The sequence below is a fragment of the Streptomyces lasalocidi genome (assembly GCF_005280215.1).
GTDB lineage: Bacteria > Actinomycetota > Actinomycetes > Streptomycetales > Streptomycetaceae > Streptomyces > Streptomyces longwoodensis.
The window spans coordinates 2,185,657-2,210,183 of the sequence record NZ_SZNQ01000001.1; the positions used below are offsets into that span (position 1 = coordinate 2,185,657).

Here is a 24,527-nt window from a genome sequence, read left to right on the forward strand (position 1 = left end):
TCCGGTTACGTCATGCTCTGTGTTCATGGTCGGCGACTTCAGAGCCCTGGTGGGCGCGGCGGGCCGGGCGGTGCTCCGGCCGTCGGCGCCGGTGACGTACGGACTGATCGCGCTGTGCTGTGTGCTGTTCGTGCTGGGACCGGCCGGCGGGCTGAACCCGGCGTACGGCACCGGCGGGGAGCTGCTCGCCGCGCAGCGGGCCTACTTCCTTCGCTGGGGCGTGGTCCCGGCCGAGCTGTTCGCGGGGGTCCCGCGGGCGGTGCTGACCCCCGCCACGGCCCTGTTCGTGCACGGGAGCTGGGTGCACCTGCTGGGCAACATGCTCTTCCTCTACGTCTTCGGAGCGCTGACCGAGGACCGCATGGGCCGGGTGCAGTTCACCCTCTTCTACGTCGGCTGCGGCTGCCTCGCGCTGCTGGGCTACGCGGCCGCCAACGCCTCCTCCGCACAGCCGCTCGTGGGAGCGTCCGGGGCGATCTCGGCGGTGCTGGGGGCCTTCCTGTTCCTCTTCCCCCGGGCACGGGTGACCAGTCTCCTGCCGTTCCTGTTCTTCCTGCCCCTGCGGTTCCCGGCCTGGGTCGTCCTGCCCTTCTGGGCGGCGCTGCAGTGGCTCGCCGCGAGCCGCTCCCCGCAGGGGCCGGGGGTGGCCTACCTGGCGCACGTGGTGGGCTTCGGGCTGGGCTTCGCCTACGCGTGGGCCCGGTACGGCCCTGCGACTAAAGTGAAGGCCGCCCCGCCTCCGGCCCCCGAGGGAGAGAACCAGCCGTGATCACCGCGATCGTTCTGATCAAGACCAGCGTGGACCGGATCCCGGAGATCGCCGAGCAGATCGCCGCGCTCGAGAGCGTGAGCGAGGTCTTCTCCGTCACCGGGACCTACGACCTGATCGCCATGGTGCGGGTGCGCCGGCACGAAGACCTGGCCGAGGTGATCCCGGGCCGCATCAGCAAGATCCCCGGGGTGGAGGGCACGGACACGCACGTGGCGTTCCGCACCTACTCCCAGCACGACCTGGAGGCGGCCTTCGCGATCGGCCTGGACTCCTGACGCGGACTCCTGAGGCCGGATCGCCGACGCCGGACTCCTGACGCCGGACCGCCGACGCCGGACTCCTGGCGGCCGCCGGTCAGCCCACGGCCGGCACGCAGCGGCCGTCCTCGGTCCGGTAGCGCCACTTCGCGCCGTCGCTGACCAGCTCGCGCACCGCACCGATGAAGCGCTCCACGTGCTCGTCGGGCGTGCCGGCGCCGAAGCTGACCCGGATCGCGTTCAGCGACTTCTCGCCCGGGGCCGCCTCGGGGGCGCCGCACTCGCCCTGGGTCTGGGGGTCGGTGCCCAGCAGGGTGCGCACCAGGGGGTGGGCGCAGAACAGGCCGTCGCGGACGCCGATGCCGTACTCGGCGGAGAGGGCGGCGGCGAAGTGCGAGCTGTTCCAGCCGTCGACCACGAACGAGATCACCCCGACCCGGGGGGCGTCGTCGCCGAACAGGGACAGCACGCGGACCTCGGGGATCCGGGCGAGCCCGGCGCGCACCGTCTCGACCAGGTGCTGCTCGCGGGCGACCAGCGTGTCCCAGCCGGCCTCGGTGAGGGCCTTGCAGGCGGAGGCGATGGCGTAGGCGCCGATCACGTTCGGCGAGCCGGCCTCGTGCCGGGCCGCGCTCTCGTGCCACTCCACGTCCACTCCCCCGTCCTCGCGCCGGGTGACCTTGCGGCTGGCGCCGCCGCCCGCGAGGTAGGGCTCGGCCGCGCGCAGCCAGTCGGCACGGCCGGCCAGCACACCGGAGCCGAACGGGGCGTACAGCTTGTGGCCGGAGAAGGCCACCCAGTCGACGTCGAGGTCCCGCAGGCTCACCGGGTGGTGCGGGGCGAGCTGGGCGGCGTCCAGCACGATCCGGGCGCCGTGGGCGTGGGCGGCGGCGGCGAGCTCGCGGACCGGCCACAGCTCGCCGGTGACGTTGGAGGCGCCGGTGACGCAGACCAGGGCCGGACCGTGGGGGTCGCGGTCGGCGAGGGCGCGCTCCAGGGTCTCCACGGCCTGCCGGGGGGTGCGCGGGGCGTCCAGGTAGGTGACCCGGTGGTCCTGCCAGGGCAGCAGGGAGGCGTGGTGCTCGGTCTCGAAGACGAAGACCTGGCAGTCGGCGGGCAGGGCGCGGGCGAGCAGGTTGAGCGAGTCGGTGGTGGAGCGGGTGAAGACCAGCTGGTCCTCGGGGCGGCAGTCGAGGAACGCGGCGACCGTGCGGCGGGCGTTCTCGAAGAGGTCCGTGGACAGCTGGGAGAGGTAGCCGGCGCCGCGGTGGACGCTGCCGTAGTACGGCGCGTAGGCGGCGACGTCGTCCCAGACCCGCTGGAGGGCGGGGGCGCTGGCCGCGTAGTCGAGGGCGGCGTAGGTGACCTCACCGCCGGTGACGAGCGGGACGGCGACGTCCCGGCCCAGGACGGGCAGCGGGGCACAGACGGAGCGGTCGGCGGCAGCGGTGGTGGTGACGGACATGGCGGACTCCCGGACAGGCAGGCGTGACCCGTCACCGCACGAGCCGCCGGGACGCGCGTACGCGAACGGGACTCCAGCGCGGGACGAGGAGAGGAAGGGACGGCAGCAGGACTGCCGAGGGAAAGGCGTGCGGAGACGGGGCTCTGCGGCCCTAGCGCATTCGCTTGCTCACGGAAGACTCCTCGACGACCAGGACCCCTGGAATTCGCGAGGGGTCCGCGCTTGCCGCAGACCTCGCTGCCTGCGGCCTGGTCTTCACCCGGGGCACCCCGCCACGGACGGAGGGTTGCCGGACAGTCGGCCGGGGCCTCATGACTGTCACTCATGACCTGGGAAGGAAAGTACGCGACGTGATCGCGGTCCCGCAACTCCTGTCCGGATCGCGGGACCGCGCACGTGAACCGCCGGGTGCGGCCGGAAAACGGGCGTCAGGCGTTGCTGACCTGCACCCACCGCTCCAGCGTGCGTCGAGCCGCGCCCGAGTCGACGGACTCGGCCGCCCTCGCCATCGCGGCGCGGATCTGCTCGGTCAGCGGGGCGTCCGTGGGGTGCAGGGCGACCAGCGCGGCCGCCGAGTTCAGCAGCACGGCGTCGCGCACCGGGCCGTGCTCGCCGTCCAGGAGGCGGCGGGCGACCCCGGCGTTGTAGGCCGCGTCCGCGCCGCGCAGCGCCTCCACCGGGACCAGGTCGAGGCCGACGTCCCGCGGGTCGAAGGCCTCCTCGGTGACCTTGCCGTCGCGCACGGTCCACACCCGGGAGGTGGCGGTGGTGGTCAGCTCGTCGAGGCCGTCGTCGCCCCGGAAGACCAGCGAGGAGTTGCCGCGCTCGGCGAACACGCCCGCCATGATGGGCGCCATCCGCCGGTCCGCCACCCCGATCGCCTGGGCCCGCACCTTCGCCGGGTTGGCCAGCGGACCGAGGAAGTTGAACACGGTCCGCACGCCCAGCTGGCCGCGCGCGGCGGCCACGTGGCGCAGCGCGGGGTGGAACTTCACCGCGAAGCAGAAGGTGATCCCGGCCTCCTCGGCGACCTCCACCACCCGCTTCGGGCTGAGCTCCAGGTTGACGCCGAGCTTCTCCAGCACGTCGGAGGCGCCCGAGGCGGACGACGCCGCCCGGTTGCCGTGCTTGACGACCTTCGCGCCGGTGCCGGCCACGACGATCGAGGACATGGTGGAGATGTTCACCGTCTTGGCGCCGTCGCCGCCGGTGCCGACGATGTCGACGGTCGCCCCCGGCACCTCGATGACGTTGGCGTGCTCGTAGAGGGCACGCACGCAGCCGGAGATCTCCTCGACCGTCTCGCCCTTGGCGCGCAGCGCCACCGCGAAGCCGGCGATCTGCGCGTCGGTCGCCTCGCCGCTCATGATCCGGTCCATCGCCCACGCGGTCTCGTCCGCGGACAGGTCCCGGCCGTCCAGCAGGCCGTTCAGCACGGCGGGCCAGGAGCGGCCCGCCGCGGTGTCGCCTCCAGCGGGGGTCACAGCGCTCATCAGCCGCTCCTGGGTGTCTGTGGGACGAGGTAAAGAGTGCGGTGCCAGCCTATCCAGCCCCCGACAGCGCGAAGGGCCCCGTCCGAACACCGGACGGGGCCCTTCGACCGTGGCGTGGCGACGCCGCAGCGATCAGTGGTGGCCGTGGCCGCTCGTGATCTCCTTGTACTCCTCGACGGAGGGCTTGACGATCTGCGACTCCTCGCCGAAGTAGGCCTCGCTGAGCTTGGCGCGCACCTTCTGCGTGGCCCTGACCTTGCGCTCGACACCGTTCTCGTCGACCGCGGGGCCGAGCTGGAGCGGCTTGTACTGGTCGTGCGCGGTCAGCGTGTGCAGCTGCTCCTGGCTGAGCGGCTCGTGCACCTCGATGAACTCACCGTGCGGCAGGCGCTTGATGGTGCCGGTCTCGCGGCCGTGCAGCACCTTGTCCTTGTCCCGGCGCTGGAGGCCGAGGCAGATCCGCTTGGTGACGATGAACGCGATGACCGGGCCGACGAAGTACGAGATCCGGACGAACCAGGTGACCGCGTTGATCGACAGGTGGAAGTGCGTGGCGAAGATGTCGTTGCCGCCACCGATCAGCATCACGAAGTACACGGTCAGCCAGGCGACACCGAACGCCGTACGGGTCGGGGCGTTGCGCGGGCGGTCCAGGATGTGGTGCTCGCGCTTGTCGCCGGTGACCCAGGCCTCGATGAACGGGTAGGCGGCGATCGCGACCAGGATGACGCCGAACAGCACCAGCGGGATGAACACGCCCAGGACGAGCGTGTGGCCCCACAGGTTGATCTCCCAGCCCGGCATCGCGCGGATCAGGCCCTCGGCCATGCCCATGTACCAGTCGGGCTGGGCGCCGGTGGACACCTGGTCCGGCCGGTAGGGGCCGATGGCCCAGATCGGGTTGATCTGGGCGATCGCCGCGACGAACGCGATGACGCCGAAGACCAGGAAGAAGAAGCCGCCCGCCTTCGCCATGTACACCGGCAGCAGCGGCATGCCGACCACGTTGTTGTTGGTCTTGCCGGGGCCCGCGAACTGCGTGTGCTTGTGGTAGAAGACCAGGATCAGGTGGCCGACCACCAGACCGAGCATGATGCCCGGCAGCAGCAGGATGTGGATCGAGTAGAAGCGGGCCACGAAGTCGCCGCCCGGGAACTCGCCGCCGAAGAGGAAGAACGAGATGTACGTGCCGACGATCGGCACGGACAGGATCGCGCCCTCCATGAAGCGGACACCGGTGCCGGAGAGCAGGTCGTCCGGGAGCGAGTAGCCGGTGAAACCGGTGAACATGCCCAGGACGAACAGCAGGAAGCCGAACAGCCAGTTGACCTCACGCGGCTTGCGGAACGCGCCGGTGAAGAACACGCGCATCATGTGCACGAACATGCCGGCGATGAAGACGACGGCCGCCCAGTGGTGGATCTGCCGGATGAGCAGACCGCCGCGGACGTCGAAGGAGATGTGCAGCGTGGAGTTGAACGCCTCCGACATCATCTGCCCCTGGAGCGGGACGTAGCTGCCGTGGTACTGCACCTCGTTCATCGACGGGTGGAAGAACAGCGTCAGGTAGACACCCGTCAGGATGATGATGATGAAGCTGTAGAGGCAGACCTCACCCAGCATGAACGACCAGTGGTCGGGGAAGATCTTGCGCATGTTGGACTTGGCGAGGGTGTAGATCCCCAGCCGTCCGTCGGCCCAGTCGGCGACGCGCTCGCCGCCGGGTGCCTTCCCGCGCGAGCGGGAGGTGTTGCTCGCTGTAGTACTCATCCGCGCTCCCAGAAGGCAGGACCGACGGGCTCTTCGAAGTCGCCGAGCGCCTCGAGGTAGCCCTCGTCGTTCACGCCGATGCGCAGCTGCGGCAGGGCGTGACCGGCGGGGCCGAAGATCACCCGGGCACCGTCGGAGAGGTCGAAGGTGGACTGGTGGCAGGGGCACAGCACGTGGTGCGTCTGCTGCTCGTACAGCGAGATGGGGCAACCCACGTGGGTGCAGATCTTGGAGTACGCCACGATGCCCTCGTGCGACCACTCGAGCTCGCGCTTGTCCTTGATGTTCTCCGGCTGGAGCCGGACGATCATCAGGGCCGCCTTGGCGATCTCCTTCTGGAAGTCCTCGTCGTGCTCCTCCAGGCCCTCGGGCTTGGCGAACGTCAGCGAGCCGACGGCCACGTCCTCGGGACGCAGCGGCTCGTTGGTGTTCATGTTGACGAGGAGCTTGCCCTTGGACCACATGGTGTGGCGCAGCGAGGTGCCGGGCAGCGGGCCGAGGTCGCGCAGCAGCATGAGGCCGGAGAGCGGGACCAGGGTCAGCGCGCCCAGCATCGTGTTGCGGATCAGCTTGCGGCGGCCGATCGCGGACTCCTTGGCGCCCTGGCGGAAGTCCTCGTGGACCTTCGCGCGCAGCTCCGGGGACGCCTCGATCGGGTGGCGCTCGTCGGCGATCTCCACGTCGGACATCAGGGTGCGGGCCCAGTGGACCGCGCCCGCGCCGATGCAGAACAGCGCCACACCGAGGGTCATGCCCAGCGCGAAGTTCAGCGCGCTGACGTGACCGATCGGGAAGACGTAGATCGACCGGTCGTGCGGGACCGTCACGTACGAGACGATGAAGCCGACGGTGGCCAGCATCGACACCGTGAACAGCAGGGCGACCGCACGCTCGGACCGCCGGGCGGCCTCCTCGTCGATGTCCTGGATCCGGTGCTCGTGGGGCGGCAGCCCGGGGTCGGCGAACGGGTTCTTCTCGTCCGCCACGTCCACCGCGCCGTGCGCGTGGCCCTGCTGTGCGGGCAGGTTCTCTTCTGGAATGTCTTGGCTACTCATGACTTCTTGGCCTTTGCGGTCCGAGCGGCGACCCAGACGGCGACCGCGATCAGCGTGCCGAGCCCGAAGATCCAGCCGAACAGGCCCTCGCTGACCGGCCCGAGGCCGCCCAGCTCCAGACCGCCCGGGTTCTCGGTCTCGTCGCCGTTGACCGCGTTCAGGTAAGCGATGATGTCCTTCTTGTTCTGCTCCGACAAGGTGGTGTCGGGGAACGAAGGCATGTTCTGCGGGCCCGTCTGCATGGCCTCGTAGATGTGCTTCGGCTCCACGTCCGTCAGCGACGGGGCGAACTTGCCCTTGGTGAGCGCACCGCCCTTGCCGGTGAAGTTGTGGCACTGCGCGCAGTTGGTCCGGAAGAGCTCACCGCCCTTGGCGATGTCGGCACCCTCCGGGCCGTACTGCTCCTTCGTCGGGACGGCCGGGCCGGCACCGAGGGAGGCGATGTACGCGGCGAGCTGGTCGATCTGCGCCTGCGTGTAGATGTTCTTCTTCTTCGGCACCTGGGCGCCCTGGGAGGTCGCCGCGGGCATCCGGCCCGTGCTGACCTGGAAGTCGACGGCCGCGGCGCCCACGCCCACCAGGCTGGGGCCGTCGGAGCCGCCCTGACCGCCGGTTCCGTGGCAGCTGGCGCAGCCCACGGTGTAGAGCTTCTTGCCCTCGTCGATGGCGAGGGACTGGGCGGTGTCGTCGGCCTGCGCCTTCTCAGCGGGCGCGAACGCGGCGTACAGCCCCCCAGTGCATGCCAGCGCGAGGAGTAGGACGACGAGCGCCGCCAGCGGATGGCGTCGTCGTGCGGAGAGCTTTTTCACGGATTACCCCGGTGTCAGGATCTTCTGCGTCGGTGCTTCTGGAATGGTGCGGGTGCGGGCCCGGCTACTTGATCATGTAGATCGTGGCGAAGAGGCCGATCCAGACGACGTCGACGAAGTGCCAGTAGTAGGACACGACGATCGCGGCGGTCGCCTGTTCGTGGGTGAACCTCCTGGCCGCGTAGGTGCGGCCCAGGACCAGCAGGAAGGCGATGAGACCGCCCGTCACGTGCAGGCCGTGGAAGCCGGTGGTCAGGTAGAACACCGAGCCGTACGGGTCGGAGGAGAGCGAGAGCCCGTCCTTCTTCACCAGCTCCGTGTACTCGAAGATCTGACCACCGATGAAGATCGCACCCATGATGAAGGTGAGGCTGAACCAGCCCCGGAGCTTCTTCACGTCGCCCCGCTCGGCCGCGAACACGCCGAGCTGGCAGGTCAGTGAGGAGAGCACCAGGATCGTGGTGTTCGTCGCCGAGAACGGGAAGTTCAGGCTCGAGGCCATTTCCTTCCAGTGCTCCGGCCCCGTCACCGATCGCAGGGTGAAGTACATCGCGAAGAGGGCCGCGAAGAACATCAGCTCGGAACTCAGCCAGATGATGGTTCCGACGCTGGTGAGGTTCGGCCGGTTGACCGACGGGTGCGCGTGCCCGGTATCTACTGTCGTTGCTGTCGCCACGACCGACATTATGTCGGTCGCTTATCCCGCCCTCACTCCGGGGGGTGCCGTTCGGAGTGTCTCGGCCCGCCGGACCGGTGTTGACGTGGTGTTCAAGGGAGTAGCATCCGCGGCAACGAGCTCGCCCCAAGGACGCCGACGTCACGGAGGAAGCATGCAGCCGACCGCCACGGTGCTGGTCTACAGCGACGACTCCACCACTCGCGAACAGGTACGGCTGGCCACGGGACGGCGGCCGGCACCGGACGTGCCCGTCGTCGAGATCCTGGAGTGCGCGACGCCGGCCGCGGTCATCAAGGAGCTGGACCGGGGCGGGATCGACGTGTGCGTCCTGGACGGCGAGGCCGTGCCGATGGGCGGCATGGGCATGTGCCGCCAGATCAAGGACGAGATCTTCAACTGCCCGCCGGTGCTGCTGCTCATCGGGCGGCCGCAGGACGCCTGGCTGGCGACCTGGAGCCGGGCGGACGCGGCGGTGACGCACCCCGTGGACCCGGTGGAGTTCGCCTCGGCCCTGGCCTCCCTGCTGCGCCGGAAGAACCTGCAGAACGCCTGAGGACCCGGCGCCCCCCGCGGCCTCGTCCGCCGGGGGTGCCGTCAAGGCGGCTGCGGGCCCCGTGGAGGCGCCCGGGGGGCGGCCCGGGGCCCGGGCGCCCCGGGCCGCCCCGCCGCCGCCTGGGGGCGCCCTCACACGCTCTGGGGCCGCAGACGGGCCTCCTCGTCCGGGGCGGCCTTGGTGCCCTTCTGCGTCAACGCGCTGCCCTCCCGCCACTTCTCCCAGGTGAGGTTCCAGTCGCCGAAGCCGTTCCCGAACGGCTCCATCGTCTTGCCCTCGGAGTTGACCACCTGGACGACGTCGCCCTCGCGGACGTGCTCGAAGAACCACTCGGCGTTGGCCGTGCTCATCCCGGTGCAGCCGTGGCTGACGTTGGCGGAGCCCTGGGAGCCCACGGACCAGGGGGCGGCGTGCACGTACTCGCCGCTCCAGGTGACCCGGGTGGCGTAGTAGACCGGCAGGTCGTACGAGTCGGAGGAGCCCTCGGCGATGCCGATGCTGGTGCCGCGCATGCGTACGAAGTACTCCTTGCCGAGCACCACCTTGACGCCGTTGCGGGTGTCGAAGCCGGGCTTGCCGGTGGTGACGGGGATCTGGTTGATCTCCTCGTCGTTCTTGTAGACCTTCATCGAGTGCGCGGCGGCGTCCGTGAGGGCGATGACGCGGTCCCCGATCGTCAGCTTCAGCTCCTTGGACGCTCCGCCCCACAGCCGGTCGCCGACCTTGATGCCGTCGAGGTTGCTGTGCACGCGCACGGTGGCGTGGGCGGGCCAGTAGTCCTTGGGCCGGAAGTGGAGTTCCTTGTCGTCGACCCAGTGCCAGGCGCCGGCGGCGTACGGCGTGGAGTCGACCTTCAGGGCCCGTTCGACGACGGTCCGCTGGGCGGGGTCCCTGACCGGCTGGCTCAGCTCGGCCGTGATCGGCTGCCCGACGCCGTAGGTGCCGGACTTGGGGCCGAACGTGGCCGTCAGCCGCTTCTGGGCGGTGGGCTTGCCGGTGTCGAAGGTGAGGACCCGGCGGCCGGGTGCCCCGTCCTCGTCCTCGGTGCTCACCCGGAGCGTGTAGCGGGCGTTCGCGGCCAGCGGCTCGGTGCTGCGCCAGCGGCTGCCGTCGGCGGAGAGCCGGCCGGCCACGTAGCGGCCGGAGGCGTCGACGGCCGTGACGTCGGTGATCCGGTCGTCGTCGTCGGCGGTGACCTCCAGGGGCTTGTCGGGGTCGGCCTTCTTGCCGTCGCCCGTGGGGCCGTTGAAGGAGATCTGGTCGGTCGCGTCGTAGGGGCGTTCGGCGAGGGGGTTGCCGTCCGAGCCGCAGGCGCCGGCGCCCGCGCCCAGGGCGATCACCAGCAGGGTGCAGCCGACGACGGTGCGGGGACTGGGTGAGTGGCTCATGGCCCCAACGTAGGAACGAACGTCCACCGCGGCGCGGCGGGTCACTCCTGCGGGGGACACCGATTGCTGCGAACGGCCACGTCCGCTGCGGCAAAAGAGCGAGCCCGGACGCTCCCTGCGGAGTGTCCGGGCCCGATCGTGTCCAGCGCGTGCTACTGGGTGCGGTTCTCACCGCGGTAGTACTCGAAGACCCAGCCCCAGATGCCGATGAGGATCAGCGGGGCGGAGAAGTAGAGCAGCCACCAGCCGATGGCGACGCCCGCGAAGGCGAGCGCGCCGCCGAAGCCCAGGGCGAGCGGCTGCCAGCTGTGCGGGCTGAAGAAGCCCAGCTCGCCGGCGTCGTCCGCGACGTCGGCCTCCTTGTTGTCCTGCGCACCGGTGTCGACCCGCCGGGCGGTGAAGCCCAGGTAGAAGCCGATCATGATGGACAGGCCGAAGGCCAGGAAGAGGGCGGTGGTGCCGGCCGGCTCCTTCGACCACACGCCATAGACGCACGCCATGACGAGGATGAAGACGCTCAGCCAGATGAACATCTTGCCCTGGATCTTCACTTGCCGGCCTCCTTGCTGCCCGCGATCGCCTCGGCGCCGTGGCCAACGTTCTCCAGCTGCTCCAGCGCGGCGATCTCCGGGTGGTGCAGGTCGAACGCCGGGGATTCACTGCGGATGCGCGGCAGGGTGAGGAAGTTGTGCCGCGGCGGCGGGCAGGAGGTCGCCCACTCCAGCGAGCGGCCGTAGCCCCACGGGTCGTCGACGCCGACCGGCTTGCCGTACTTGGCCGTCTTCCACACGTTGTAGAGGAACGGGAGCATCGACAGGCCGAGGACGAACGAGCTGATCGTCGAGACCGTGTTCAGGGCGGTGAAGCCGTCGGCCGCCAGGTAGTCGGCGTACCGGCGGGGCATGCCCTCGGCGCCCAGCCAGTGCTGGACCAGGAAGGTGCCGTGGAAGCCGACGAACAGCGTCCAGAACGTGATCTTGCCGAGACGCTCGTCGAGCATCTTGCCGGTGAACTTCGGCCACCAGAAGTGGAAGCCGGAGAACATCGCGAACACCACGGTGCCGAAGACGACGTAGTGGAAGTGCGCCACCACGAAGTAGGAGTCGGACACGTGGAAGTCCATCGGCGGCGAGGCCAGGATGACACCGGTCAGACCACCGAAGGTGAAGGTGATCAGGAAGCCGGTAGCCCAGAGCATCGGCGTCTCGAAGGACAGCGAGCCCTTCCACATCGTGCCGATCCAGTTGAAGAACTTCACGCCGGTCGGGACCGCGATGAGGAACGTCATGAAGGAGAAGAACGGCAGCAGCACGCCGCCCGTGACGTACATGTGGTGGGCCCACACCGTCACGGAGAGGCCGGCGATCGAGATCGTCGCGGCGATCAGGCCCATGTAGCCGAACATCGGCTTGCGGGAGAAGACCGGGATGACCTCGGAGATGATGCCGAAGAAGGGCAAGGCGATGATGTACACCTCTGGATGGCCGAAGAACCAGAAGAGGTGTTGCCAGAGCAGTGCGCCGCCGTTGGCCGCGTCGAAGACGTGGGCCCCGAACTTGCGGTCCGCCTCCAGGGCGAACAGCGCGGCCGCCAGCACCGGGAAGGCCAGCAGGACCAGGACACCGGTCAGCAGGACGTTCCAGGTGAAGATCGGCATGCGGAACATCGTCATGCCGGGCGCGCGCATGCAGATGATCGTGGTGATGAAGTTGACCGAGCCGAGGATCGTGCCGAAGCCGGAGAAGGCCAGACCCATGATCCACATGTCGGCGCCGATGCCCGGCGAGCGGACCGCGTCCGACAGCGGGGCGTAGGCGAACCAGCCGAAGTCGGCCGCGCCGTTCGGCGTGAGGAAGCCGGCCACCGCGATCAGCGAGCCGAACAGGTACAGCCAGTAGGCGAACATGTTCAGCCGCGGGAACGCCACGTCGGGCGCGCCGATCTGCAGCGGCATGATCCAGTTGGTGAAGCCGGCGAACAGCGGCGTCGCGAACATCAGCAGCATGATCGTGCCGTGCATCGTGAACGCCTGGTTGAACTGCTCGTTCGACATGATCTGCAGGCCCGGGCGGGCCAGCTCGGCGCGCATGAAGAGCGCCATCACGCCACCGATGAGGAAGAACGCGAACGACGTGACGAGGTACAGCGTACCGATCGTCTTGTGGTCGGTCGTGGTCAGCCACTTGACGACGACTTCGCCGCGGCGCTGGCGCCTGACCGGCAGCTCGTCCTCGTAGTGGGACCCTGCTGCGGCGGCACCCTGGGGTTCGTTGAGGATGCTCACAGGATGTTCGACTCCCGTTCCTTCTCGTGGCTCGTCTGCTCGATGCCCGCGGGAACGTATCCGGTCTGGCCCTTCTTGGCGAGGTCCTTCAGGTGCTGCTCGTAGCGCTCCGGGGAGACGACCTTCACGTTGAACAGCATCCGCGAGTGGTCGACACCGCACAGCTCGGCGCACTTGCCCAGGAAGGTGCCCTGCTTGTTCGGGGTCACCTGGAAGGCGTTGGTGTGGCCGGGGATGACGTCCTGCTTCATCAGGAACGGCACGACCCAGAAGGAGTGGATGACGTCACGCGAGGTGAGGACGAAGCGGACCGTCTTGCCCTCGGGGAGCCAGAGGGTCGGACCGGGGTTGTTCGTCTGCGGGTTCCGCTCACCGGGGGTGCCGCAGGTGTAGACGCCGCCCGCGTTGTCCGGGAAGTCCTTCTTGTACCGGTCCGGAATGGCGGACAGGTTGTCGTCGGTCTTCGCGTCACCGGTCGAACCGTCGACGTTCTCGATGTAGTTGAAGCACCAGCTCCACTGGAAGCCGACCACGTTGACCGTGACGTCGGGCTTCTTGTCGAGGCTGAGGAGCTTCGACTCGTCACGGGCCGTGAAGTAGAACAGCACCGAGACGATGATGATCGGGACCACGGTGTACAGGGCCTCGATGGGCATGTTGTACCGGGTCTGCGGAGGGACCTCGACCTTGGTCCGGCTGCGCCGGTGGAAGATCGCACTCCAGATGATCAAGCCCCACACCAGCACGCCGACGGCGAGCGCGGCGGCCCAGGAGCCCTGCCACAGGGAGAGGATCCGCGGAGCCTCTTCCGTGGTCGGGGTGGGCATGCCAAGGCGGGGGAAGTCCTTGTATGTGCAACCGGTCGCGGTCGCCAGGACCAGGCCCGCGGTCAGTGCCTGCAGCAGCTTCCGCCGCATCGGGCGCCGCGGCGAGCGGTCGGAGCCGTTGGGACTCACGTAGCGCCTTCCCGAGAGTCTCGCCCGCGCTTAACGGCTGCGGCCTTCTCGCTGGTCGGTCGCCGCCCTGCGTCGGGCAGGGGTTTGGATGTTTATGCGGACCAAACCCTAGCCGACGCCCTCCGGGGGTTCGCGGGGAGGGGTGCCTAGTCGCTCGGTCGGTTAGCTGGATTGGCGGGTGGGGGTCTCGTGACGGCGTGTCGCGCGGTTCCCCGCGCCCCCGGACACCCACTCCGCGGCCGTCCGTCTAGCGTGGCCGCATGGCCTACTTCGACGCCGCTTCGGCCGCTCCCCTCCACCCCGTCGCCCGTCAGGCGCTGTTGGCCTCCCTGGACGAGGGGTGGGCCGATCCCGCCCGGCTGTACCGGGAGGGGCGCCGGGCCCGGATGCTGCTGGACGCCGCGCGCGAGGCGGCCGCCGAGGCCGTCGGCTGCCGGGCCGACGAAGTGGTGTTCACCCCGTCCGGAACGCACGCCGTGCACACCGGGATCGCGGGCGCGTCGGCCGGACGGCGGCGCACCGGACGCCACCTGATCGTGTCGTCCGTCGAACACTCCAGCGTCCTCCATTCGGCGGAGGCGTTCGAGGCGGACGGCGGGACGGTGACCCGGGTGCCGGTGAACCGGGCCGGTGCCGTGGACCCTTCGGCGTACGCGGGGGCCCTGCGGCCGGACACCGCGCTGGCGTGCCTGCAGTCGGCCAACCACGAGGTGGGCACCGAACAGCCCGTGGCGGCCGTGGCCGAGGCCTGCCGGGCGGCCGGGGTGCCGTTGCTGGTGGACGCGGCGCAGTCGCTGGGGTGGGGGCCGGTGGCGGGCGACTGGTCGCTGCTGGCGGCGAGCGCGCACAAGTGGGGCGGCCCGCCCGGGGTCGGGCTGCTCGTGGTGCGCAAGGGCGTGCGGTTCGCCCCGCAAGGACCTGCGGACGAGCGCGAGTCGGGCCGGGCGCCGGGCTTCGGGAACCTGCCGGCGATCGTGGCGGCCGTGGCGTCCCTGCGCGCCGTGCGGGACGAGGCGGCGGCCGAGGCGGTACGGCTGCGGGAGCTGACGGAGCGGATCCGGGCGCGGGTGGCGCGGACCGTGCCGGACGTCGAGGTGGTGGGCGACCCCGGGCGGCGGCTGCCCGGGATCGTGACCTTCTCCTGCCTCTACGTCGACGGGGAGGCCCTGCTGCACGCGTTGGACCGGGAGGGCTTCTCCGTGTCGTCGGGCTCCTCCTGCACCAGCAGCACGCTGACGCCCAGCCATGTGCTGCGCGCCATGGGGGTGCTGAGCGAGGGCAACGTGCGGGTGTCCCTGCCGCCGGGGACGCCCGAGGAGGACGTGGAACGCTTCCTGGACGTCCTGCCGGGCCTGGTGGCCGGCGTCCGGGACGCGCTGGGCGCGCCGGCAGCGGCACCGGCGGCCGTCCCGACGCGGGACGCGCTGGTCGTCGACGCGCTCGGCAAGCGGTGCCCGATCCCCGTCATCGAACTGGCCAAGGTGTTCGGGGAGGTCCCGGTGGGCGGCACGGTCCGGGTCCTCTCCGACGACGAGGCGGCCCGCCTGGACATCCCGGCGTGGTGCGCCATGCGGGGCCAGGAGTACGTCGGGGAGGAACCGGCCGAACGGGGTGCGGCGTACGTGGTGCGCCGGGTGAGCTGACCGGGACGCCGGCGGCGTGCGGCTAGCGCAGGTGGGTCTCCACCTCGGCGGCCGCCTCGTCGCCGTAGGCCTTGGTGAAGCGCTCCATGAAGTGGCCGCGCAGCAGGCGGTACTCCTGGGTGCCCACGGTCTCGATGACGAGGGTGGCGAGCATGCAGCCCACCTGGGCCGCGCGCTCGTGGGAGACGCCCCAGGACAGCCCGGACAGGAAGCCGGCGCGGAACGCGTCGCCCACGCCGGTGGGGTCGGCCTTGCGCTCCTCCTCGGGGCAGCCGACCTCGACCGGGTCCTCGCCGGTGCGCTCGATGCGCACGCCGCGCGAGCCGAGCGTGGTGACCCGGTGGCCGACGCGGGAGAGGATCTCGGCGTCGCTCCAGCCGGTCTTGGACTCGATGAGGCCCTTCTCGTACTCGTTGGAGAACAGGTACGTCGCGCCGTCCAGCAGTATCCGGATCTCCTCGCCCTCCATCCGGGCGATCTGCTGGGAGAAGTCGGCGGCGAAGGGGATGCCCCGGGTGCGGCACTCCTCCGTGTGGCGGAGCATCGCCTCCGGGTCGTCGGCGCCGATCAGCACCAGGTCGAGCCCGCCGACGCGGTCGGCGACGGTCTTCAGCTCGATCAGACGGGCCTCGCTCATCGCGCCCGTGTAGAAGGAGCCGATCTGGTTGTGGTCGGCGTCGGTCGTGCACACGAAGCGGGCCGTGTGCAGCGTGTCGGAGATGCGGACCGACTCGGTGTCCACGCCGTGCCGGTCGAGCCAGGCGCGGTAGTCGTCGAAGTCGAAGCCCGCCGCGCCGACCAGGACCGGTCCGGTGCCGAGCTGTCCCATGCCGAACGCGATGTTCGCGCCGACGCCGCCGCGCCGTACGTCCAGGTTGTCGACCAGGAAGGAGAGCGAGACCGTGTGCAGCTGGTCCGCGACGAGCTGGTCGGCGAAGCGGCCGGGGAACGTCATGAGGTGGTCGGTGGCGATGGAGCCGGTGACTGCGATGCGCACGGCGTGGACTCTCCTGGGGGGAGGTGGGTTGACAGTTCACGCTACCCGGTCGGCGGGGGTCGTAGAAGCGCACGAAACTACCCGATAGTAGATCTTTCTTCACCGGCTTCGGCGTGCCTACGGTGCCGTTATGACGAACCTCAAGGTGTCCGCGCCCGCTCCGGCCGACCTCGAAGGCGACCTCGCGTCGCTGCGGGGGGACTGCGCCCGGATGGCCCCGCACTGGGCGGCGCCGGACCGGCTCGCGTCCCGTCCCGTGCCGCCGTCGCACATCCACGGGGTGGAGGTCCCGGCGACCTCGGCCCGGCTGCTGGAGGGCATGTCCGACTACGGCGACTGAGGGGAGGGCGCCCGGCGGGGAACCGTGCGCTCCCCCGCTGCGTCCCATCGCTGTCCCCGGTCACGGGAGACAGCAGGACTGCAGCGCAGCCGAAGGAGCGATGGCGTGAACACCGAGCGACCCGACCACGACGACGCCGAGCCCACCGGGACCGCCGGGACCACGGAGACCGGGGGGACCGCCGGGGGCGGCCCCGGGACCCGCGGGACCCACCCCTTCCTCCGCCGCACCCCGGTGGTCGTCGCCTCCGTCGCCGCCGCCGTGCTGCTGGCCGGCGGGGGCGGTGCGTACCTGGTGGCCGACACGAGCAGGGGGGACGGCGGGGCCGGGTCGCCGTCCGGCGGGGGCACGCCGCCTCCCCTGGCGCTCGACGGGTACGTGGCGGGTTCGGCCGCGCCCTCCGGTTCCGACGGCTCCCCCGCGGGCACCGGCAACGGAATCGCGCCCGGTGAGCCGAACCCGTACGGCGTGGTCTACCGCGCCGGCGGCCCGCTGCCCGACGGCCCCTCCGCCGCGGCCGTGTACTGGCCGAAGGGCGCGGTCGGCCAGGACGAGGCCGCCCGGCTCGCGCGGGCCCTCGGGATGGACGGCACGCCCGTCGCGGACGGCGACGTCTGGCGGGTCGGCGCCGTCCAGGACGGCTCGGGGCCGGTGCTCCGGGTGAACCGGCAGGCGCCGGGCCTGTGGACGTTCATCCGGTACGCGCCGGGCACCGACGACTGCACGCGGGCCCAGGCGGTCTGCGGCAAGGCCCCGATCGCCCCGTCCGGGACCCCGGTGAGCGAGGCCGTGGCCAAGAAGGCGGCCGCGCCGGTGCTCAAGGCCGTCGGCCAGGACGCCGCCAAGGTGGACGCCGGGCAGGTCCTGGGCGCGCAGCGGGTGGTGAACGCCGATCCGGTGGTGGGCGGTCTGCCGACCCACGGCTGGACGACCGGGATCGTCGTCGGCGCGCAGGGCGAGGTGGTGCAGGGCAACGGGCAGGTGTCGGCGCCGGTGAAGGGCGCGACGTACCCGGTGCTGAGCGCCGAGGACACGCTGGAGCTGATGAACACCGCGCCGGGGGCGGACACGGCCCCGGGGGCGACGGGCCACCACCGGATGGGCATCGGCGGCTGCGCCAGCCCGGTGCCGCTGAAGGACCGGCTGGAGAGCCCGTGCGGGGCGTCGACCGCGGCTCCGCAGAAGGAGACGCTGACCGTCGAGGACGCGGTGTTCGGCCTGGCCCCGCAGAGTTCGGGCGGGCGGCAGGTGCTGGTGCCGTCGTGGCTGTTCGAGGTGCGGGCGAAGGGGGCCGGGGAGCCGTACACGGTGACGCACCCGGCCGTGGACCCGCGGTACCTGACGGCGCCGACCCCGTCGGCGTCGGTCACGCCGCCGCCCGGTGAGCCGACCGCGCCGCCGAGCCCGCGGCCGTCCGCGCCCGGCGGCGCCGCGAGCCCGACGGGGGCCCCGCACGCGGTGCACGTCGACGGCTACACGGCGGAGGGCACCGACCTGACCGTGGCGTTCACCGGCGGGGTGTGCTCGGACTACACGGTGTCGGCGGCCGAGGGCGCCGGGAAGGTGACGGTGACCGTGACCGAGCAGCGGCACCCGGAGAAGGTCTGCATCATGCTGGCCAAGCTGTACCACCGGACGGTGCGGCTGGAGCAGCCGCTGGGCGCGCGGGCGGTCGTCGGCGCGGACGGCCGGGCGGTGCCGCTGGAGAAGACCGGCGCGCGGCTGCCCCGCTGAGCGGCGGGGGCGGGACACACAGGAAGGCGGCGGCCCCGGGAAGGGGCCGCCGCCTTCCTGTTCGGTGCGGGTGCCGCGCTCGGTGGCACGGCGTTCCGCCTAGTTGAACGAGTCGCCGCAGGCGCAGGAGCCGGTCGCGTTCGGGTTGTCGATCGTGAAGCCCTGCTTCTCGATCGTGTCCACGAAGTCGACCGTGGCGCCGCCCAGGTAGGGAGCGCTCATGCGGTCGGTGACGACCTTCACGCCGCCGAAGTCCTTCTCCACGTCGCCGTCGAGCGAGCGCTCGTCGAAGAAGAGCTGGTAGCGCAGGCCGGAGCAGCCGCCGGGCTGGACGGCGACCCGCAGCGCGAGGTCGTCGCGGCCTTCCTGGTCGAGCAGCGCCTTGACCTTGGCCGCGGCGGCGTCGGTCAGGATGATGCCGTCGGTGACGGTGGTGGTCTCGTCCGATACGGACATCTACATCTCTCCCGGGTTGTACGGAGACTGCTTGCCGACGAGTGCAACCGGCAAGGCCGCGGATTCATTCCGGGCCGGGCGCGAGGACTTTCGGCACCTCCTTCATGCTCGCACACGGCGCAGCGGGCGGAAAACGCCTCATCGGGATTCACGTCACACCGACGCTATGACCATCGTCAAAGTGACGTGAAGCGGGTTATGATAGATAGCGTCAGAACGACGAAAAGTAGAAAGGGTGCGTGTCGTGACCACCGCCCAGACCACGGAGCTCGACGTACAGCCGACTCCGCTCGCCCTGCTGCTCCTCGGCCGCGAGGCCGACCCGAAGAGCGAGCGCGGCGTCGAGTGTCCCGGTGACCTGCCCTCGCCGTCCGACCCCGACCTGGTGGAGCGGGCCCGCGCCGCCAAGGCCAAGCTCGGCGACAAGGTCTTCGTGCTCGGCCACCACTACCAGCGCGACGAGGTCATCCAGTTCGCCGACGTCACGGGCGACTCCTTCAAGCTGGCCCGCGACGCGGCCGCGCGCCCGGAGGCCGAGTACATCGTCTTCTGCGGTGTGCACTTCATGGCCGAGTCGGCGGACATCCTCACCGGCGACGACCAGAAGGTCGTGCTCCCGGACCTCGCCGCCGGCTGCTCCATGGCCGACATGGCGACGGCCGAGCAGGTCGCGGAGTGCTGGGACGTGCTGACCGAGGCGGGCGTCGCCGAACAGGTCGTCCCGGTGTCGTACATGAACTCCTCCGCGGACATCAAGGCGTTCACCGGGAAGCACGGCGGCACGATCTGCACCTCCTCCAACGCGCAGCGGGCGCTGGAGTGGGCGTTCCAGCAGGGCGAGAAGGTCCTGTTCCTGCCGGACCAGCACCTCGGCCGCAACACCGCCGTCCGGGACATGGGGATGTCCCTGGACGACTGCGTGGTCTACAACCCGCACAAGCCCAACGGCGGCCTGAGCGCGGAGGAGCTGCGCGCGGCGAAGATGATCCTGTGGCGCGGCCACTGCTCGGTGCACGGCCGCTTCTCGCTCGACTCGGTGAACGACGTGCGCGAGCGCATCCCGGGCGTCAACGTCCTGGTGCACCCCGAGTGCCGGCACGAGGTCGTCGCCGCCGCCGACTACGTCGGCTCCACGGAGTACATCATCAAGGCCCTGGAGGCCGCCCCGGCCGGCTCCAAGTGGGCCATCGGCACGGAGCTGAACCTGGTCCGCCGCCTGGCGAACCGTTTCGCTCCCGAGGGCAAGGAGATCGTCTTCCTCGACCGCACGGTGTGCTTCTGCTCGACCATGAACCGCATCGACCTGCCCCACCTGGTCTGGACCCTGGAGTCCCTGGCCGAGGGCAAGCTGGTCAACCGCATCCAGGTCGACCGGGAGACGGAGGCGTTCGCCAAGCTCGCCCTGGAGCGGATGCTGGCCCTGCCGTAGCCCCCACCGCCGGACACACCCGTACGGTCCGCCCGAGCACCTGGTGCCCGGGCGGGCCGTCGGCGTGTCCGGGCGGGGTCAGGTCGGTGTGCGGTCCGGGTGGGCCGGGTCGAGCGCGAAGACCGTGCCGTCCGGGGTGGTGACCGTGAGGGCTCCGCCGTCACGGTGGATCTGGGACCCGAAGCCGCTGTCGGCGCCGCCGGCGCGCGGGTACGACTCCCACAGCACCGTGCCCCTGCGGCTGTCCAGGGCGGCCACCCGGCCGCTGACGCTGGCCACGAACAGGGTCCGGCCCCTGCCGTCGGCCACCGGGGTGCCCCCCTGTTCCAGCGTGGTCCGGCTCTGCCACAGGCGCTCGCCGGTCGTGGGCGCGTGCGCGGTGACCAGGCCGTTGGAGAGGGTGAAGCAGAGCAGGCCCCCGGTCAGGGTCACCGGGCCGCGCGGGGTGCCGGCGAGCGGGACCGCCCGGCGCTGCCCGGTGGTGCCGTCGACCAGCACGGCGCGCCCGTACGCCGTCTCGTCCAGGTCGGACGCCCCCGACCCGCTCTCCTCGGCGAAGACGTGCCGGCCGTCCAGGACGCCCAGGTAGGTGCTGCGCGGTGCCAGGGTGGCCAGCGTGCGGACCGTGCCGTCGGCCGGGTCGACGCGGAGCAGCCGGGTGTCCGCGCCGGCGCCGACGTAGGACGAGCACACGGCGTACAGGCCCCCGGCGGAGGCCGGGAACGCGCACGAGTGCCCGGCGGGCAGGGTCGCCGACCACATCCGGGCGCCGTCCCGCGGCGACCGGGCGGTGACCGTGCGGCCGCCGGCGTCCGGCACCAGCGCCAGCCCCGCCGCGAGGGCCGGGCCCGTCTCCGAGCCCGTGACTAGGGCTCTCGACCACAGCCGCGCGCCGGTGCGCGTGTCGAGGGCCACGACGGCCGACGTGCGGTCGTTGTCGTACGCCGCCAGCGCGTTCTGCCGGACCAGCAGCACCTGCCCGGCCACGCCGAGGACCCGGTACTCGTACCGCACCCCCGCCGTGGGGGACGCCCCGGCGGCGGACCGCCACAGCAGCTTGCCGGTCAGGGTGTCGAACCGGACCGGCAGCGTGGTGCCGCCCGCGCAGTACAGCGCCCCGGTGGCCGGCACGCAGGCGAGCCCGCCGCTGCTCTCCCGGGTGGACGTCCGCACACCGCTCGCGGCGTCGGCGAACACCGTGGTCCGCCACGGCCGCCAGCCCGCGGGCAGGGGCTCCCAGCGGGAGTCGGCCGATGGGCTCCGCCCGGTGCCCGGCCGGGCCGTCCCGCCGTCGTCCGGCAGGGACAGCAGGTACGCCGTCAGGGCGACGGCCAGGACGGCGGCTCCGGCGGACAGTGCCACCAGCCGGGCGCGGCGACGGGGCCGGGGCGGCTCGGGCGCCGGCGGCTCCGCGTGCGCCTCCCCCGCCCCGGGGCCGCCCTCCCGGGGGCCGCCGGTCCCCGGGCCGGTCGCGCGCGGACCACCACCGGTCCGGGAGGCGGTCGGCTCCGGCGCGGTGGGCTCGGGGTCCGGGCGGCGCAGCGCGACGGTGGGCTCGTCGTCGGGCGCGGACCTCGGCAGGGCCTCGGCGAGCCGCCCCGCGAGGTCGTCCAGGGCGGGCCGGCCGCCCGCCTCCTTGGCCAGGCAGTCGGCCAGGACGGTGCGCAGCGGTTCGGGCAGCCCGGTCAGGTCGGGCTCCGCGGTGAGCACCTGGTACGCCGTCAGGTACGGGCTGTCGGCGTCGAACGGGCCCCGGCCGGTGGCGGCGTACACCAGCAGCGAGCCCAGGGAGAACACGTCCGAGGCCGGACCGGCCGAGCGGGCGTCGGTGAGCTGCTCCGGCGACATGAAGGGCGGGGTGCCGATCATGTGGCCCGTCTCGGTGAGGGTCTGGTTGCCCGCGGCCCGGGAGATGCCGAAGTCGATGACCCGGGGGCCGTCCTCGGCGATCAGCACGTTGGCGGGCTTGAGGTCGCGGTGGACGACCCCGGCGCGGTGGATGTCCCGCAGGGCCTCCAGCAGCCCCAGGGCGAGCCGGCGCAGTGCGGTGCCGCGCAGCGGGCCGTGGGCGCGGATGTGGTCGGCGAGCGAGGGGCCGGGCACGTACTGGGTGGCCATCCAGGGCCGGGCGGCCTCCGGGTCGGCGTCCACGACGGGGGCGGTGAAGGCGCCGCTGACCTTGCGGACGGCCTCGATCTCCTGCCGGAACCGGGTGCGGAACACCCCGTCCTCGGCGTACTGGGAGTGCACCACCTTGACGGCGACCTCGCGGCCCGACCGGGCCCGGCCGCGGTAGACGACCCCCATGCCGCCGGAGCCGAGCCGGCCGACGATCCGGTACCCGCCGACCGACTTCGGGTCGTCCTTGTGTGCTGGCACCGCTCCGTTCCCCCTTGTCCGCAGAGCAGTTCGAGTCCACAGGATAGGGACAGGCGGGTGCCGGGCGGGGAGGGGGCGGGTGACGCGGCGGGCCGGGGCGGGCGCCCGTCGTGGTGTCCGGGGGCGGGCTCAGTCCGTGTGCGGGCGGACCAGTCCCGACTCGTAGGCGATGACCACCAGTTGCGCCCGGTCGCGGGCGCCGAGCTTGGCCATGGCCCGGTTGACGTGGGTCTTGACGGTCAGCGGGCTGACCTCCAGGCGTTCGGCGATCTCGTCGTTGGAGTGGCCGCCGGCGACCTGGACCAGGACCTCGCGCTCGCGTACCGTCAGCGCCCCCAGGCGGGCCGAGCGCAGCGGGTCGTGGCCGTCGGCGTCGTCGCCCTGGGCGAGGAAGCGGGCGATCAGGCCCTTGGTGGCGGCCGGGGAGAGCAGCGCCTCACCGCCGGCGGCGACCCGGATCGCGGTCAGCAGCTCCTCCGGTTCGCTGCCCTTGCCGAGGAAGCCGGAGGCGCCGGCGCGCAGCGACCGCACCACGTAGTCGTCGACCTCGAACGTGGTCAGGATGACCACCTTCACGCCGGCCAGCGACGGATCGGCGCTGATCAGACGGGTCGCGGCCAGTCCGTCCGTGCCGGGCATGCGGATGTCCATCAGCACCACGTCCGCCCGCTCCTCCTTGGCCAGGCGGACCGCCTCCGCGCCGTCCGACGCCTCGCCGACCACCTCCATGTCCGGCTCGGAGTCGACCAGCACCCGGAAGGCGCTGCGCAGCAGGGCCTGGTCGTCGGCCAGCAGGACGCGGATGGTCATACGGTCTCCCCCGGTTGTCCCGTGGCGCTGCGGGTCTTGACCGGCAGGATCGCATGGACGCGGAAGCCGCCGCCGTACCGGGGACCGGTGGTGAGGGTGCCGCGCAGGGCGGTGACGCGCTCCCGCATGCCGAGCAGGCCGTGGCCGCCGCCCGCCACGGGGTCCGGCGGGTCGTCGGCGCGGCCGTCGTCCAGGACCGTGATCTCCACGTTCGGGCCCACCCGGACCACGCTGACCTCGGCGCTGGCCTCCGGTCCCGCGTGCTTCTGCACGTTGGTGAGGGCCTCCTGGATGATCCGGTACGCCGCGAGGCCGACGGCCGCGGGCAGCGTCGTGCCCTGGTCGGCGCGGGCCACCTCCACCCGCAGGCCGGCGCTGCGGAAGGTGCCGGCCAGCTCGTCGAGGCGGTCCAGGCCGGGCGCGGGTTCGGTGGGCGCCTCGGGATCGCCGGACTGGCGGAGCAGGCCGACGGTGGCGCGCAGTTCGTTCAGCGCGGAGCGGCTGGCCTCGCGGACGTGGGCGAGGGCCTCCTTGGCCTGGTCCGGGCGCTTGTCCATGACGTGCGCGGCCACGCCCGCCTGCACGTTGACCAGGGCGATGTGGTGGGCGACGACGTCGTGCAGGTCGCGGGCGATGCGCAGCCGCTCCTCGGCGACCCGGCGGCGGGCCTCCTCCTCGCGGGTGCGTTCGGCGCGCTCGGCGCGTTCCCGCATGGCCTGGACGACGGCCCGGCGGCTGCGGACCGCGTCCCCGGCGGTCGCGCCGATCCCGGTCCAGGCGAGGATCGCGATGTTCTCCTGCGCGTACCAGGGCAGCGGCCCGGACAGCATCGCGGCGCCGGTCAGCACGATCATGGTGAGCAGGCCGGCCCGCCAGGTGGTGGCCCGGTCGGTGGTGGAGGCGACGGTGTAGAGGGCGACCACCGCGGACATCGCGACCGGGGCGCGGGGGTCGCCGGTGACGCACTCGACGACGGAGACGGCGCCGGTGACGGCGAGGACCGTCAGGGGGGCGCTGCGGCGGAGGACGAGGGCCGCCGCGCCGACGGTGATCAGGAGCAGGCTGAGCGGGGCGGGGCTGCGCACGCCCCACACGGAGCCGTTGTCGCCGCGCGGGTCGACGAAGGAGCCGGCCACCATGCACACGAGGACGCCCGCCGCGACGGCCGCGTCCAGGGCGAGGGGGTGGGCCCTGACGGTGCACCGGGCGCGGTCCAGAGTGCTCACGGAGGAACAGTACGTCCCGGCGCCCGCTCCCC

Annotated in this window: 22 protein-coding genes and 1 riboswitch; of the genes, 7 read left to right on the plus strand and 15 right to left on the minus strand. The window is 71.8% G+C overall.

The features are described 5' to 3' along the window. The first annotated feature begins 25 nt into the window (after nucleotides 1-25). Nucleotides 26-769: a rhomboid family intramembrane serine protease gene (locus E4U91_RS09795; protein ID WP_137306490.1), complete on the plus strand. Its 744-nt coding sequence runs from the start codon at nucleotides 26-28 to the stop codon at nucleotides 767-769. Continuing rightward, the gene (locus E4U91_RS09800; protein WP_067231697.1) at nucleotides 766-1,047 is read left to right on the plus strand and encodes an Lrp/AsnC family transcriptional regulator; all 282 of its coding nucleotides are present in this window, start codon (nucleotides 766-768) and stop codon (nucleotides 1,045-1,047) included. Before E4U91_RS09795 ends, E4U91_RS09800 begins: the two co-directional genes overlap by 4 nt. A 79-nt stretch (nucleotides 1,048-1,126) precedes the next feature. On the opposite strand, the gene E4U91_RS09805 is transcribed toward E4U91_RS09800, so the two are convergent. The 6 genes from E4U91_RS09805 to ctaE form a co-directional block, all read right to left on the minus strand. Then, nucleotides 1,127-2,494, minus strand: coding sequence for an aminotransferase class V-fold PLP-dependent enzyme (locus E4U91_RS09805; protein WP_137306491.1), 1,368 nt, complete (start codon nucleotides 2,492-2,494; stop codon nucleotides 1,127-1,129). A gap of 213 nt (nucleotides 2,495-2,707) precedes the next feature. Next, nucleotides 2,708-2,824, minus strand: a riboswitch (SAM riboswitch). Between the two features lie 98 nt (nucleotides 2,825-2,922). Beyond that, entirely contained in the window at nucleotides 2,923-3,987 is a 1,065-nt protein-coding gene (gene trpD / locus E4U91_RS09810; RefSeq protein ID WP_137306492.1) for an anthranilate phosphoribosyltransferase, read from the minus strand. A gap of 132 nt (nucleotides 3,988-4,119) precedes the next feature. Next, the gene (gene qcrB / locus E4U91_RS09815) at nucleotides 4,120-5,757 is read right to left on the minus strand and encodes a cytochrome bc1 complex cytochrome b subunit (protein ID WP_137306493.1); all 1,638 of its coding nucleotides are present in this window, start codon (nucleotides 5,755-5,757) and stop codon (nucleotides 4,120-4,122) included. Continuing rightward, nucleotides 5,754-6,812 (minus strand): cytochrome bc1 complex Rieske iron-sulfur subunit, encoded by a 1,059-nt coding sequence (gene qcrA / locus E4U91_RS09820; protein ID WP_137306494.1) that lies wholly within the window; start codon nucleotides 6,810-6,812, stop codon nucleotides 5,754-5,756. The genes qcrB and qcrA overlap by 4 nt, the downstream gene beginning before the upstream one ends. Beyond that, nucleotides 6,809-7,621, minus strand: a complete 813-nt coding sequence (gene qcrC / locus E4U91_RS09825; protein ID WP_067231684.1) for a cytochrome bc1 complex diheme cytochrome c subunit — start codon at nucleotides 7,619-7,621, stop codon at nucleotides 6,809-6,811. The genes qcrA and qcrC overlap by 4 nt, the downstream gene beginning before the upstream one ends. Nucleotides 7,622-7,685: 64 nt before the next feature. Further along, on the minus strand, nucleotides 7,686-8,306 hold the full coding sequence (ctaE, locus tag E4U91_RS09830; RefSeq protein WP_137306495.1) for an aa3-type cytochrome oxidase subunit III: 621 nt from the start codon (nucleotides 8,304-8,306) through the stop codon (nucleotides 7,686-7,688). A gap of 145 nt (nucleotides 8,307-8,451) precedes the next feature. On the opposite strand from ctaE, the gene E4U91_RS09835 reads away from it, so the two are divergent. Next, a complete protein-coding gene (locus E4U91_RS09835) occupies nucleotides 8,452-8,853 on the plus strand; it encodes a response regulator (RefSeq protein WP_137306496.1) in 402 nt (133 codons plus the stop codon). Nucleotides 8,854-8,984: 131 nt separating this feature from the next. Here E4U91_RS09835 and E4U91_RS09840 read toward each other — a convergent pair whose 3' ends face one another. From E4U91_RS09840 to ctaC, 4 genes are all read right to left on the minus strand, one after another. Continuing rightward, complete coding sequence (locus tag E4U91_RS09840; protein ID WP_137306497.1) at nucleotides 8,985-10,241, minus strand: L,D-transpeptidase; 1,257 nt, start codon at nucleotides 10,239-10,241, stop codon at nucleotides 8,985-8,987. Nucleotides 10,242-10,393: 152 nt separating this feature from the next. Beyond that, nucleotides 10,394-10,792 carry a cytochrome c oxidase subunit 4 gene (locus tag E4U91_RS09845; protein ID WP_067231676.1) on the minus strand — a complete coding sequence of 133 codons (399 nt, stop codon included), beginning with the start codon at nucleotides 10,790-10,792 and terminating at the stop codon, nucleotides 10,394-10,396. Beyond that, nucleotides 10,789-12,525: an aa3-type cytochrome oxidase subunit I gene (gene ctaD / locus E4U91_RS09850; RefSeq protein ID WP_137306498.1), complete on the minus strand. Its 1,737-nt coding sequence runs from the start codon at nucleotides 12,523-12,525 to the stop codon at nucleotides 10,789-10,791. The genes E4U91_RS09845 and ctaD overlap by 4 nt, the downstream gene beginning before the upstream one ends. Next, a complete protein-coding gene (gene ctaC / locus E4U91_RS09855; RefSeq protein WP_067231671.1) occupies nucleotides 12,522-13,481 on the minus strand; it encodes an aa3-type cytochrome oxidase subunit II in 960 nt (319 codons plus the stop codon). Before ctaC ends, ctaD begins: the two co-directional genes overlap by 4 nt. 260 nt (nucleotides 13,482-13,741) lie before the next feature. Here ctaC and E4U91_RS09860 point away from each other — a divergent pair, with 260 nt between their 5' ends. Further along, nucleotides 13,742-15,124, plus strand: a complete 1,383-nt coding sequence (locus E4U91_RS09860; RefSeq protein WP_137306499.1) for a cysteine desulfurase/sulfurtransferase TusA family protein — start codon at nucleotides 13,742-13,744, stop codon at nucleotides 15,122-15,124. Nucleotides 15,125-15,146: 22 nt separating this feature from the next. Here E4U91_RS09860 and E4U91_RS09865 read toward each other — a convergent pair whose 3' ends face one another. After that, entirely contained in the window at nucleotides 15,147-16,121 is a 975-nt protein-coding gene (locus E4U91_RS09865; protein ID WP_137306500.1) for a carbohydrate kinase family protein, read from the minus strand. Between the two features lie 130 nt (nucleotides 16,122-16,251). On the opposite strand from E4U91_RS09865, the gene E4U91_RS09870 reads away from it, so the two are divergent. Both E4U91_RS09870 and E4U91_RS09875 read left to right on the plus strand, forming a co-directional pair. After that, nucleotides 16,252-16,461 (plus strand): hypothetical protein, encoded by a 210-nt coding sequence (locus tag E4U91_RS09870; protein WP_137306501.1) that lies wholly within the window; start codon nucleotides 16,252-16,254, stop codon nucleotides 16,459-16,461. A gap of 105 nt (nucleotides 16,462-16,566) precedes the next feature. Continuing rightward, nucleotides 16,567-18,195, plus strand: a complete 1,629-nt coding sequence (locus E4U91_RS09875; RefSeq protein WP_137306502.1) for a hypothetical protein — start codon at nucleotides 16,567-16,569, stop codon at nucleotides 18,193-18,195. 99 nt (nucleotides 18,196-18,294) lie between these two features. Here the strand turns inward: E4U91_RS09875 and E4U91_RS09880 are convergent, their stop codons facing one another. Then, a complete protein-coding gene (locus E4U91_RS09880; protein WP_131568145.1) occupies nucleotides 18,295-18,651 on the minus strand; it encodes an iron-sulfur cluster assembly accessory protein in 357 nt (118 codons plus the stop codon). Between the two features lie 244 nt (nucleotides 18,652-18,895). On the opposite strand from E4U91_RS09880, the gene nadA reads away from it, so the two are divergent. After that, the gene (gene nadA / locus E4U91_RS09890; RefSeq protein WP_137306504.1) at nucleotides 18,896-20,080 is read left to right on the plus strand and encodes a quinolinate synthase NadA; all 1,185 of its coding nucleotides are present in this window, start codon (nucleotides 18,896-18,898) and stop codon (nucleotides 20,078-20,080) included. A gap of 78 nt (nucleotides 20,081-20,158) precedes the next feature. On the opposite strand, the gene E4U91_RS09895 is transcribed toward nadA, so the two are convergent. The 3 genes from E4U91_RS09895 to E4U91_RS09905 form a co-directional block, all read right to left on the minus strand. After that, complete coding sequence (locus E4U91_RS09895; protein ID WP_137306505.1) at nucleotides 20,159-22,459, minus strand: protein kinase domain-containing protein; 2,301 nt, start codon at nucleotides 22,457-22,459, stop codon at nucleotides 20,159-20,161. 129 nt (nucleotides 22,460-22,588) lie between these two features. Continuing rightward, nucleotides 22,589-23,269, minus strand: a complete 681-nt coding sequence (locus E4U91_RS09900; protein ID WP_137306506.1) for a response regulator transcription factor — start codon at nucleotides 23,267-23,269, stop codon at nucleotides 22,589-22,591. After that, on the minus strand, nucleotides 23,266-24,495 hold the full coding sequence (locus E4U91_RS09905; protein WP_137306507.1) for a sensor histidine kinase: 1,230 nt from the start codon (nucleotides 24,493-24,495) through the stop codon (nucleotides 23,266-23,268). Before E4U91_RS09905 ends, E4U91_RS09900 begins: the two co-directional genes overlap by 4 nt. Nucleotides 24,496-24,527 lie beyond the last annotated feature (32 nt).

Coding starts and splice junctions, on each gene's coding strand:
- E4U91_RS09795 (WP_137306490.1), top strand. CDS start 26: ATGGTCGGCGACTTCAGAGCCCTGGTGGGCGCGGCGGGCCGGGCGGTG.
- E4U91_RS09805 (WP_137306491.1), bottom strand. CDS start 2,494: ATGTCCGTCACCACCACCGCTGCCGCCGACCGCTCCGTCTGTGCCCCG.
- trpD (WP_137306492.1), bottom strand. CDS start 3,987: ATGAGCGCTGTGACCCCCGCTGGAGGCGACACCGCGGCGGGCCGCTCC.
- qcrB (WP_137306493.1), bottom strand. CDS start 5,757: ATGAGTACTACAGCGAGCAACACCTCCCGCTCGCGCGGGAAGGCACCC.
- qcrA (WP_137306494.1), bottom strand. CDS start 6,812: ATGAGTAGCCAAGACATTCCAGAAGAGAACCTGCCCGCACAGCAGGGC.
- ctaE (WP_137306495.1), bottom strand. CDS start 8,306: ATGTCGGTCGTGGCGACAGCAACGACAGTAGATACCGGGCACGCGCAC.
- E4U91_RS09835 (WP_137306496.1), top strand. CDS start 8,452: ATGCAGCCGACCGCCACGGTGCTGGTCTACAGCGACGACTCCACCACT.
- E4U91_RS09840 (WP_137306497.1), bottom strand. CDS start 10,241: ATGAGCCACTCACCCAGTCCCCGCACCGTCGTCGGCTGCACCCTGCTG.
- E4U91_RS09860 (WP_137306499.1), top strand. CDS start 13,742: ATGGCCTACTTCGACGCCGCTTCGGCCGCTCCCCTCCACCCCGTCGCC.
- E4U91_RS09870 (WP_137306501.1), top strand. CDS start 16,252: ATGACGAACCTCAAGGTGTCCGCGCCCGCTCCGGCCGACCTCGAAGGC.
- E4U91_RS09880 (WP_131568145.1), bottom strand. CDS start 18,651: ATGTCCGTATCGGACGAGACCACCACCGTCACCGACGGCATCATCCTG.
- E4U91_RS09900 (WP_137306506.1), bottom strand. CDS start 23,269: ATGACCATCCGCGTCCTGCTGGCCGACGACCAGGCCCTGCTGCGCAGC.